This window comes from Phormidium sp. CCY1219, assembly GCF_055795085.1.
Window position 1 is genome coordinate 1 of the sequence record NZ_JAYFEQ010000799.1, and the last position, 11,873, is coordinate 11,873.

An 11,873-nucleotide genomic window follows, 5' to 3' on the forward strand; every position below is an offset into this window, starting at 1 on the left:
CGCATTTATTGTAGCCGATGCCCATTAATTTGTCAACCCCTGAGACCAGAATTTTCCCGCCAAACATGGCATTTTAACGCTAAAATAGAACAATTTTAAGGCATCCCACCTGCCTAATGGTGTCCAGACCAAAGATGAATCCAACCATGCCCCAACTGTGCCCTGAATTGCAAAAAAGATTAGCCCCGCCCCTGAAAATCGGCAACCTGGAGGTGAACAGTCGCGTGTTGCAATCTCCCCTTTCCGGCGTCACCGATTTGGTATTTCGTCGCCTGGTGCGGCGCTATGCCCCAGAGTCGATGATGTACACGGAAATGGTTCATGCCAGTGGGTTGCGCTACGCGCGGGAATTGCCCAAAATCATGGAAGTTTACCCGCAAGAACGACCGATAAGCATTCAACTGTTTGACTGTCGTCCGCAGTTCCTCGCCGAAGCGGCGGTGATGGCGGTTCGGGAAGGAGCCGATACCATCGATATTAACATGGGTTGCCCGGTGAATAAAATTACCAAAAACGGGGGCGGTTCCTCCTTGCTGCGCGATCCGAACACTGCAGAGGCGATCGTGCGGGCGGTGGTGCAGGCGGTGGCGGTGCCGGTGACGGTGAAAACTCGCATCGGATGGTGCGATGAGGAGATTAACATTTTCGACTTTGCCCGTCGGATGGAAGATGCCGGTGCCCAGATGATTACCATTCACGGGCGCACTCGGGCGCAGGGATATAACGGTACGGCACGATGGGATATTATCGCTCAGGTAAAAGAGATGCTCTCGATTCCCACGATCGCCAATGGAGATATCGTTTCCGTAGAGTCGGCGGTGCGCTGCTTGCAGGAAACCGGGGCGGATGGGGTCATGTGTTCGCGCGGTACTTTGGGCTATCCATTTTTAGTGGGAGAAATCGACTATTTCTTGAAAACCGGCCAGCAGTTGCCCGCCCCCACGGCAATCCAGCGGTTGGAATGTGCGAAAGAACACTTACAGGCATTGTGGGAGTACAAGGGCGATCGCGGCATTCGCCAATCTCGCAAGCACATGACCTGGTATGCCAAAGGGTTCGTCGGTGCGGGGGAATTGCGCGATCGCTTGGCGCGGGTAGAGTCAGTGGCACAAGGATGCGCCTTAATCGATGGCGCGATCGCGCAGTTGGCACAGGGTAACGCCGCAGACACAGCAACCTCGCAGCTCCAACCCGCCTAGGGCGTCAGTTCAGCCAGGGTGAGGTACTAGGTTTCTCAGTTGCGTTATCTCCACCCCCAGAGATAAGGAAGCAGTAGCTCAGAAGTGCGTTCCCAGCATGTGCTGGGAACGAGGCAATAAAGAGTCCGCGTAGGCGGAGGAAGAAAAGCCCAGACAGGGATTTCAATCGCCCGCTTCAATCGCCCGGGATTAAGCCGGCAAATGGCTCATGCGGCGTAGATTGAGGACGTCGCTGATTTGGCGAATTTGGGTAAAAGTGCGTTCTAGCTGAGGCCGATCGCGGATATCGATACCCAGTTCGATGGTTGCCGGTTTGCCCATATAGGTTCGCACATTAGCACTGCGGACATTGACATTATTATCCTTCAAGCGAGATAAAATATCATTGAGAACCCCCACGCGGTCGAGCACTTCGATTTGAATCTCCACCGGATAGGTATGGGGACGCCCCTCTTTTTCGTTTTGGGGATTCCAGCTTACCGGAATCAAGCGATCGCCGACGATATTTTCCACATTAGCGCACCCTTGGCGGTGAATCGAAATACCGCGATCGCCGCGCGTCACCACGCCAATAATCGGTTCGCCTGGAATCGGCGTACAACATCCCGCCATATGATACACCAACCCTTCCACGCCGGCGATCGGGGATTGACCGCCAGTGGAGGGGGGAGGTGCCGGTCGAGGGGCGGAAGTCGGGGGCAAAATCACCTCGATTTCTTCCACCGGTTGCTGTTGCGTCACCGTATCGCGCAAGCGATTCACCACTTGATTGAGGGTGACTTCCCCATACCCCAACCCAGCGAGCAAATCCTCTACACTGTGATAATTGCATCGCCCGGCCACCTGCAGCATCGGTTCGGACTTGAGCAGCGCTTCAAACCCATTTTTGCCCACTTCCTTCTCCAACAGCTCTCGACCGCGATTCACGTTTTCTTCCCGGTGCGATCGCTTATACCACTGGCGGATGCGAGTTTTCGCCGTGGTGGTGCAGACAAAATTCAACCAATCCAAACTGGGATGACTGTTTTTCTGGGTAATAATCTCGACGATATCCCCATTTTTCAACGGCGTCCCCAAGGGTACGATCCGGTCATTCACCTTCGCCCCCGCACAGTGATTCCCTACCTCTGTATGAATCCGATAGGCAAAATCCACCGGGGTTGCCCCTTGCTGTAGGGACATCAAATCCCCTTGCGGGGTAAACACATAAACATCTTCGTCAAATAAATTATCCTTGACGTTTTCCAGATATTCCTGTGCATCCTTGAGGTCGCTTTGCCATTCCAATAACTGACGCAACCAGGTAAATTTTTCATCTTCTCCGGTCAGTTTGGTATTGCTTGACCCAGTTTCTTTATACTTCCAATGGGCCGCAATCCCATATTCGGCAATATGGTGCATTTCCAGGGTGCGAATTTGCACTTCGATGGGGCGTCCGGTTTGTCCGATGACCACCGTATGCAAGGATTGATAGCGATTGGGTTTGGGCAATCCGATATAATCTTTAAAGCGACCGGGGATCGGGCGGAAGGCATCGTGAACGATCGCCAAAGCGCGATAGCATTCTTCGTTTTTTTCGACGATTAACCGAATTGCCGCCACATCGTAAATTTCTTCAAATTTTTTCTTTTGGCGCTGCATCTTTTGGTAAATCCCATACAGATGCTTGGGACGTCCGCTAATATCGATGCAAGAGATCCCCACTCCTTCTAAACGATCGCGCAATACTTGCTTCACCTGGGTCAGTCGCGCTTCGCGATCGGTGCGCTTTTCGGTGACTAAACTCTGCATCTCGCGATACGCTTCTGGTTCGAGATACTTAAAGGACAAGTCCTCTAATTCCCATTTAAACCGCCCGATCCCCAATCGATTCGCTAAGGGGGCGAAGATTTCGCGGGTTTCGAGGGCGATGCGGCGACGTTTGGCATCGGGGAGGGACTCGAGGGTTCGCATGTTGTGCAAGCGATCGGCCAATTTGACCACAATCACCCGAATGTCTTTCGCCATTGCCAAAAACATTCGGCGGAAATTCTCCGCCTGTCGTTCGGTTTTGCTCGAAAAGTTAAATTTCGATAGCTTGGTGACGCCTTCGACGAGTTGGCGGACTTCTGGACCGAAGCGCTGTTCGATTTCTTCCGGGGTGACGTCGGTATCTTCTACCACGTCATGCAAAAACCCGGCGGCGATCGTGGTGCTGCTTCCCCCGAGATCGCGCAGTAACCCCGCCACCGCAATCGGATGGATGATGTAGGGTTCTCCGGATTTTCGCCGCTGACATTCGTGCAGGCGATAGGCGAACTCAAACGCCCGACAGACGAGGGAATTCTCTTCCGGCGTCATGTTGAACGGGGTCATGTCGGGAGAGTCTTCGCGTGCAATTAAGCACTTTTGTAACCAGTCGGGAATTTCTACTTCAAAGGTACAGGTTTGAGCAACGGGATTCATAATCATGTCGTTTAAAAGAATAACAATACAAGAGGTTCGGCAATACTTGCCAATTTTAGGCGATTTTCTGTATCTTGCGATACAGATAGGGGATTGATTTTCCTAAATTTGTCGGCGATCGCTGGCAGGCATGGAGGGGGTTGAGTTCCGCAACTCCCCGCTTGTAAAGCCTTTCGCACTCGTGAAGAGACTGCGTGAAACGCCGAGGTTCGGGGTTTGCCTAATGTAAAGCTTTATTAAATTGTACGAATTGCCTACTCTAATAATATAGACAACTTTTTTCAACTTATGCTGCCAGAGGTTCATTACCAGCGCTATCGAGAATTTAAGGACGCGCTGTTGCGGTTGCAAGAGCGTGTGGATGCACCTTCTGTGGATAAAACCGCTTTAAAAGCGGCGGCGGGGGACTTGCAGCATGTGTTCCAGGAGCAAATTTTACCGTTGCCGATGGATGCTTTAGACCCCGCAGATGTGTCCCGGGTGCAGTCGTATCGCACGGAAATGCACAAGCAGCAGCGGTTGTTGGGCAATGATGCGCTCTTCCTGCTGTCGGCGCGACAACCGACGACGGTGCAGCAGCGCCTTGATGCCATTCGCGATCGCCTGCAACGGTTAATTCGCTACTGCGATGCGCTGCTCGAGGTTAATAATAGTTGAAAGGTCAGGGTTGGCGATCGCCGCCGTGGGGATCGCTCCGGATCCGGGGCGATCGCCGCGCGATCTCCTCCCCTTGTGTTTAGAGTAACCGTTCGACCAGGTAAATTGCAAAACATGGAATGCCCAAAAGACCGAACCGTGACCCTTAGCGATGGCTTTTTATCCGGGGATCTGGCGGTGAAGCACTGCCCGGAATGTCAGGGAAATTGGATACCGCCGGATGAATACGATCGCTGGAAAATTTCTCAAGAACAGCGGGAGGTACCCCCCACGCAAGTCGCTAGGGAAATGGCCGATAATTTTGTCCCGGCCCGTCAGGATATGAAGGCGGGGTTGTGCCCGGAGTGCAAGCGCTATCTGTCTCGCGCTAAGGTTATGGTGCGAACCCCGTTTTATGTGGAGCGCTGTCCGAGTTGCGGCGGGATCTGGTGCGATCGCGGGGAGTGGGAACTCCTAGAAGAGTTGGGACTGCACGATACTCTCGAGCAGCTCTTTTCCAGCGATTGGCAAGCGCAAGTCCGCTCTGTGGTTCATGCGGATAAAGAACGACTTGCCACCATCGATAAGTTGGGACCAGAGGTGGCTGAAATGGTTTTTGAATTGGCGGAAGTCCTGGAAAATCATCCGAATGGTGATTTTGGCGTGGCTTATTTAATGCGCCGATTTGATAAGCCTCAATAGAGGTCCGCATCAGAAGAATTAAGCGGGGAAAATTTCAGTCAATTTTCTGCTCAATTTTTGATTCTTCTGCAAGATTTACGGATAATCTAAGTTCTACAATCGACAATCCAAAATGGGGATGAGTGAAGCTTTATTTCGCGTGGAAAATCTGCGGGTTGCCTATCCGACGGGCAACGGTGGCGCAGGGAGGGATCCGGTTTGGGCGGTGGACGATGTGTCGTTCGAGCTCGCACCGGGGGAACGATTGGGACTGGTGGGAGAATCGGGCTGCGGAAAGTCTACTTTGGGACGGGCGGCGATGCGCTTGCTCCCCCCCACTAGCCAGGTTGAAGGACGGGTCTATTTTCAGGGAAAATCGGTGTTCGATTTGTCGCCGGAGGAGTTGCGCCGCTTTCGGGGGGAGGCGGTGGCGCTGGTGTTTCAGGATCCGATGACGCGCTTGGATCCCCTGATGACGATTGGAGAACATTGTATAGAAACCGTACTATCTCACAAAAAGAGCTTGACCCGCAAGCAAGCGAAGGAGAAGGCGATCGCGACCTTGGAGGCGGTGAAAATTCCGGCGGCACGCTGGTCTCAATATCCGCACGAGTTTAGCGGGGGAATGCGTCAGCGGGTGGCGATCGCTCTGGCCCTGTTGCTCGACCCCAAGTTAATCGTGGCGGACGAACCTACTACCAGTTTGGATGTCACCGTGTCGGCGGAAATTTTACAAGAACTGACCCGCTTGTGCCGCGATCGCGATTTGGCTTTGGTCTTGATTTCTCACGATTTGGCAATGGTGGGAGAATACTGCGATCGCATTGCCGTTATGTATAAGGGCGCACTGGTGGAAATGGGACAGACCGATTCGGTGTTGTTCTCTGCGCAACACCACTATACGCGATCGCTCCTGGAAGCCGCGCTCCACATCCAGGCGGTGGAGGAAGAATCCGCCGCCCCGCCTCCCGCGCAGAACCCTCCCCCCCTGCTGCAGGTGCGACAATTGCAACAACACTACACCTTAGAGTGCAATTTCATCGAGCGGTTGTTGTCCAAACAAAGCCAAACCATTAAAGCGGTGGATGGGGTGAGTTTGGAAATTTACCCGGGGGAAATTCTCGGTTTGGTGGGAGAATCGGGATGCGGAAAAAGTACCCTGTCGCGCACGATTTTGCAGTTGGTCGAACCCACTGGGGGGACGGTGGAGTTTTTAGGACAAGATTTAACCAAGCTCTCGCCGCGATCGGTGCGCCAGCAGCGCCGTCACATGCAAATGGTGTTTCAGGATCCCCTCGCCTGTCTCAATCCAATGATGACTATCGGACAAAGCATCGCGGATCCCCTGTTGATTCACCATCTGGCTTCCGCCGATAAGGCTCAGCAAGAGGTGTTTTACATGCTCGATCGCGTGGGATTGACCCCGGTGGAGGAATTTTACCATCGCTTCCCCTCGGAGTTGTCTGGGGGCCAGCAGCAACGAGTGGCGATCGCTCGGGCGCTGATTACTCGTCCTCAGTTGGTGATTTGCGATGAACCCGTCAGCATGCTCGATGCTAGCGTGCAGTCTCAGGTGTTGCAGTTGATGTTGGAGCTAAAGCGCGAGTTTGAACTCACCTATTTGTTTATTACGCACGATTTGTGGGTGGCGCGATTTTTCTGCGATCGCATTGCAGTGATGAATTCCGGGCAAATTGTCGAAATCGGCAATACCCGCGAGATTTTCACCAATCCCCAGCATCCCTACACCAAAACCTTGCTCGACGCCGCCCCCCTGCTGGCCCGCACCGGATAAGCGGTTAAACTCTTAAATTGCTTTCGCGTCGCCTGTGTCTCTCCGGGAAATAAGCTCAGCTTGTGCTTATTCCCGGTATGTTTTTGCGGAATTTACCCGGGGCAAAATAACCGAAGTTTTTATGCAATTTAAAAGTGGCAATTGCCCAGGGGAGCGCTACTGGAAACGAGAGAATTGTTAACAATGTTTAGTAAGTAAAAAGTCTCATTCAGCATAAGTTTGTTAATTTTTGTGTAAAAACCTATACAGTTTGGCAATTCGCAAGTCAAAATGAAGACAGAAAGATGAAAATCTTTGTTGAATTCGAGGGTGGCGAGCATCCGAATCCTTACGGGGTGGGATAGCAAGCCATAGAATAAAATATGACTCCAGATGTAATTAACAGCTTATGGATCGTTGCCGTTGTGACGATTTTCACGATTATGTACTGCCCCCTGCTGTGCTGGGTTCTGCCCAACCGCACCGGATCGGCGTAGGGGCCGATAAAATAGAGGAAATGCTCCCACAGTTTAATGCTGTGGGATTTTTTTTGGGTAGGGGCGTCATGTCATCTCCGGAGGAATAGTCAGAAAACGGATTAGTGCGGGTAGGGGGACTTACCCTGCTAAGGCGGGATTTCAATCGAGTGCTTTTTATTTAATCCTCGGATAATTTGACGCGCTGAGGCCCCTGGATCCAATGGAGAATGAGGGTTAAGTATGAATTCTGGATGGGCGAGTGGCGACGCCCCAGGGTGGGGGTTGGAGTTGCGGGATGCGGTTGCGGGGATGGAGATGCGATCGCTACCCCGGGGGTGTTACGCGATCGAGGGAGTGAAATTAGGGGAAAATCATAGCCCGCTTAAGTGGACAATTCCCGCAAACTTTCCAACGATGCCAACCTTTCCGGCAAACCGCGCAATCTTTCTGCCATCAATTCTTCTTCTTTATCCCACCCATTTCGCCGGCAAAGGGCGCGACTGGAAAGGGTGCTAGAGGCACTAGAACGAGACGAAGATTGGGGGTTTAAATAATTGGATGAGTGCCGTTGTGCTTCATAGATCGAACCAGGCATGATATGTTCCTCAAAAACTGCATTGGGAGGTTCTGCGATCGCATAAGATTGAACGCTCCCTATTCTTATTATTCCCGAGTTTTGGGTCGAATCCGCATTTTTGTGATATTGCTTAATAACTACCGGGGATCGAGCCAAATTAAGCCAAATGGCCCTTGACAATTCTAAATTTATCCCCATTTAACGGGACGATTAGCGAATCTTAACCGGGGGCGATGCCAGGTTCCGCTTTGGGTTCCCAGGGTTGTCCTGGGACCCCTTGCAAAGAAACGCAATACCGTTAATATTGCGGCACTGACGGATCGATTTGCTCGCTCCACGCCAGAATTCCGCCTGTCACATTCGTCCCTTCGATGCCCGCTTCTTTAAGAATTTGCAGTGCTTTGCTCGCGCGCCCGCCTTTTTTGCAGTGGGCAATTAGCCGTTTCCCGTTCGCGACTTCTTTCACCTTTTCCACCCCCTCGCCGCGTTCGATGTCGGGAAGGGGAACCAGGACCGAACCGGGAATTTTACCGATTTCATATTCATCCGGGTTGCGGACATCGACCAGTACGAAATCTGTGGCATCGCTATCGATAAGCTGTTTTAGCTCTTGCACGGTCATTTCGGGGATTTCCATCTTCTGTTGTGCCTCCTTTGCTTTAGCTTGGGGTATTCCGCAGAACTGCTCGTAATCTATCAGACGGTCGATCGTCGGACGAACCGGATTGGGTGTGAGCTTCAGTTCCCGGAATTTCATTTCTAAAGCATTATAAAGCAATAAGCGTCCGCTCAGGGTCTTGCCCACACCGGTAATGATTTTCACGGTTTCGGTGGCTTGGATGACGCCGATCAGTCCGGGCAAAATGCCTAATACGCCGCCTTCCGCGCAAGAAGGCACTAGTCCTGGCGGTGGCGGTTCGGGATACAAGTCGCGATAGTTCGGGCCGCCTTGGTAATTAAATACACTGGCTTGACCTTCAAACCGAAAGATGGATCCGTAAACATTCGGCTTATCTAGCAAGACGCAAGCATCGTTGAGCAGATAGCGGGTGGGAAAGTTATCCGTCCCATCCACCACAATATCGTAAGGTTTGAGGATGTCTAAGGCGTTTTGCGAGGTTAGGCGGGTGTTGTATAAGTCAACTTGGCAGAAGGGATTGATATCCAGGATGCGGCGTTTGGCGGATTCGATTTTTGGTTGATTCACCCAGGAGGTACCGTGAATGATTTGCCGTTGCAGGTTGGAGGTATCGACAATATCGAAATCTACGATGCCGATCCGCCCAATTCCGGCGGCGGCGAGATAAAGCAGCAGGGGAGAACCGAGTCCCCCGGTACCGATACAGATGACCCTGGCGGCTTTGAGGCGCTTTTGCCCGGTGACGCCAATTTCGGGCAAGGTCAGGTGGCGCGAGTAGCGTTGGTAGTCGTCGTGGGTTAAGGAGATGCTGTCCGGATTGGGGTTGAGCATGGTAGTCTTGGGAGGACACAGAGATTTATTATTGTATCGAAGTTCGGGAAATTGCCGGGGGTTGAGATTTCCCCGGGTTTAGGGAATATCCCTGCGGAGGGGGGCGGGTTGGAATTGATGGGCGTCGTCGAGAATCCAGTGGCGCAGGTCCGTGGCTTTTCCCTGGTGTACCGAGATGATGAGGTAGGAGTAGGGCGAGGTTGCATTTTGCCGATCGCACTGGGAGGGGATAGGGGGGCGATCGGGATGGGAATGATAAATGCCGATAATGCTCAAATTGCGATCGCGCCCCTGCTTCTGTGCCCGCAACAGCTCTATCGGGTCAATAGCATATCGCCGCGCTTTTGTCAAGCCTTTTTCCCCGCTTCCGGCGGCGCAATTTAGAGATTGATTGGGGAGCAATTCGGCGGCGCGGTCCGGATTCCACACATTCTCGGTTTCCCAAACCGCGATCGCGATTTTCTCTCCCCCTGTCACGCAACCCAACAGCAACCCGCAGCACTCCTCGGGGTAAGTGCGTTCTGCATGAGTGCGAATTTTATCGAGATGTTCCGGTTGCAGTTGCAGGCGCAAGGCGACAAAAATGGGAGGGCTTTCCCTGCGATCGTACCACACCCCGCACCCCCCAACGTAGGGTGCGTCACCCCCCGCCGCCCATCCGTGGGACTCTCACACAATGGAATTGGGGGTAACGCACCAACCCCATGCGTTACCAAGGACTACCAATCATGGTAAACGCCGCCCAATAATAAGGATGAGACAAATTGCGATCGCCGATTTGTGCTAAAGTCGCAGGCAGTGCTACGCCGCGCAATTGCCCACTTCCGCGCAATTCACCCTCGGTAATTTTCACCTCACCTGCCAGCATCGCCAGTTGGGCTTGGCGCAATGCTTCGGCTTTAATTGGTACTTGAGATAAATGCTGATAAAATTCTGTCATCAATCCCAAAGTGCCTTCATCGCTCACATACCATAAAGACGCTAAAGCAGTTTTCACCCCTGCCGCCACGGCTAACCCAGCAAAGCCTAACTCCGCTGTTTCATCCCCGAGGGCAGTGCGACAGGCACTTAAGACCAATAACTCAACGGGAGGATTATTCCACCCTAATGTTCGCAATTCCCCGAGATGTAATTGCTCGTTCCAAAGCTGAATAAACGAATTGCTTTTATCCCCGGCATTAAATTCCGCATGAGTGGCCAAATGAATGATTTCATAGGGATACTCTTGCCGTTCTTTCAATAAATTAACGCGAGTAAAGTCTTGGTTAATTAAGGCTTCTCCTTGCCACAGAGTTTTCGCAATTGTAGATAATTCTACCGGAACGGCAGGTAAGGGATTGAGTTGGGTAAATTCACTGGCTCCCATTGCTAAAACCCGCGCGTTTTGCAGGGGAACGTAGCGCATATCGGTTAAACTGACGCTGGGAATCAACGCCATAGAGTATTTTTCAATCAGGAATCGTTCGCCATCATGGAGAGCGGCGATCGGCAGCGATCGCAATCCAGAATCCATATTAAACAGCAAGGTATCGATGCCGCGCGCTTTCAGTTCTTCTTCTAATGGGGCAATTAACCATTGATAAAGTTGTTGCGCCGGCTCTAAATATCGAGTGGTATTGAGGAATCTGGGATTGGTGATTGCCGAACGCAATTTTTGCACGGTTTGCAGCAGCACTTCGCGGTTCGCTTCGGTAATACTTTCGCGAATCGGAGTGCCATCAGCAGTGACTAACACCAATTCTAGGCGATCGCTTAGCAGCATAGTATAAAAAATTCCCGCCCGGGTGCCGGTTTGCTGGGTAATCTCGCTCAGAGTATCCCGAATGCTTTGCGGAGATTGGAAATTCTCCGAGAGATTTTGTCCGAAATAATCGGAAAATTGCTGATTTTGTACGCGATCGAGCTGCATTACCGCACTACCGATATTTCCCGCATTTAAGCTCTCGGTAACGGGAGTGAGATTTGCCGCCACTTGTCGCGGGGCGGGTGTACTTGTTGACGAACTGGAGTTCTCTCCGTTGGGGGTGGATTGCCCATTGTGAGGTGCCGGTTCGCCGTTGGGGGTGGATTGCCCATTGTGAGGTGCCGGTTCGCCGTTGGGGGCGGATTGCCCATTTTGAGGTGCCGGTTCGGCATTTTGGGGCGCAGGTGCTGCAGGGGCGGGCGCAGGTGCTGCAGGGGCGGGCGCAGGTGCAGGCGATCGCATCCCTTCCACGGAAAGCGCAGTGGTATTTGCTTCCACTTGCAAAATTTGCGCCGGTGCAGAACCTCCCGAACCGGGATTCGCCGTTCCTATCTTATCCGCTTGCGGGTTGTTTGCCACCCGCAAGGAGGTATTTTCCTGCGGCGGTGGCGCTTGCTGACTCGGTTGCGGATTCGGCGCGGGTTGTTGATTCCTTGGCGGTTGATTCGGCGGAGGTTGCTGATTCCCTGGCGGTTGATTCGGCGCAGGTTGCTGATTCGGCGCAGGTTGTCGATTCCCTGGCGGTTGATTCTGTGAGGGTTGATTTGGCGCGGGTTGTTGATTCCCTGGCGGTTGATTCGGGGGAGGTTGTTGATTCCCTGGCGGTTGATTCTGTGAGGGTTGATTCGGGGGAGGTTGTTGATTCCC

The 11,873-nt window shown here is 52.6% G+C and carries 9 protein-coding genes; 4 read left to right on the plus strand and 5 right to left on the minus strand.

All coding sequences use genetic code 11. The features are described 5' to 3' along the window. Positions 1-146: 146 nt before the first annotated feature. Positions 147-1,199 (plus strand): tRNA dihydrouridine synthase DusB, encoded by a 1,053-nt coding sequence (dusB, locus tag AC0QH1_RS24630; RefSeq protein WP_324634059.1) that lies wholly within the window; start codon positions 147-149, stop codon positions 1,197-1,199. A gap of 189 nt (positions 1,200-1,388) precedes the next feature. On the opposite strand, the gene AC0QH1_RS24635 is transcribed toward dusB, so the two are convergent. Beyond that, positions 1,389-3,650, minus strand: coding sequence for a RelA/SpoT family protein (locus tag AC0QH1_RS24635; RefSeq protein ID WP_324634051.1), 2,262 nt, complete (start codon positions 3,648-3,650; stop codon positions 1,389-1,391). A 282-nt stretch (positions 3,651-3,932) separates the two neighbouring features. Here AC0QH1_RS24635 and patD point away from each other — a divergent pair, with 282 nt between their 5' ends. The 3 genes from patD (at position 3,933) to AC0QH1_RS24650 (ending at position 6,756) form a co-directional block, all read left to right on the plus strand. After that, positions 3,933-4,301: a heterocyst frequency control protein PatD gene (patD, locus tag AC0QH1_RS24640; RefSeq protein WP_324634052.1), complete on the plus strand. Its 369-nt coding sequence runs from the start codon at positions 3,933-3,935 to the stop codon at positions 4,299-4,301. Between the two features lie 114 nt (positions 4,302-4,415). After that, positions 4,416-4,982: a TFIIB-type zinc ribbon-containing protein gene (locus AC0QH1_RS24645; protein ID WP_324634053.1), complete on the plus strand. Its 567-nt coding sequence runs from the start codon at positions 4,416-4,418 to the stop codon at positions 4,980-4,982. A 118-nt stretch (positions 4,983-5,100) separates the two neighbouring features. After that, positions 5,101-6,756, plus strand: a complete 1,656-nt coding sequence (locus AC0QH1_RS24650) for an ABC transporter ATP-binding protein (RefSeq protein ID WP_324634054.1) — start codon at positions 5,101-5,103, stop codon at positions 6,754-6,756. Between the two features lie 840 nt (positions 6,757-7,596). Here the strand turns inward: AC0QH1_RS24650 and AC0QH1_RS24655 are convergent. From AC0QH1_RS24655 to AC0QH1_RS24670, 4 genes are all read right to left on the minus strand, one after another. After that, entirely contained in the window at positions 7,597-7,809 is a 213-nt protein-coding gene (locus tag AC0QH1_RS24655; protein ID WP_324634055.1) for a hypothetical protein, read from the minus strand. Between the two features lie 280 nt (positions 7,810-8,089). Further along, entirely contained in the window at positions 8,090-9,262 is a 1,173-nt protein-coding gene (gene moeB, locus AC0QH1_RS24660; RefSeq protein ID WP_324634056.1) for a molybdopterin-synthase adenylyltransferase MoeB, read from the minus strand. A 78-nt stretch (positions 9,263-9,340) separates the two neighbouring features. Further along, positions 9,341-9,877 (minus strand): M67 family metallopeptidase, encoded by a 537-nt coding sequence (locus AC0QH1_RS24665; protein WP_324634057.1) that lies wholly within the window; start codon positions 9,875-9,877, stop codon positions 9,341-9,343. A gap of 94 nt (positions 9,878-9,971) precedes the next feature. Next, on the minus strand, positions 9,972-11,873 hold a 1,902-nt coding region (locus tag AC0QH1_RS24670), incomplete at its 5' end, for a CHAT domain-containing protein (protein WP_324634058.1).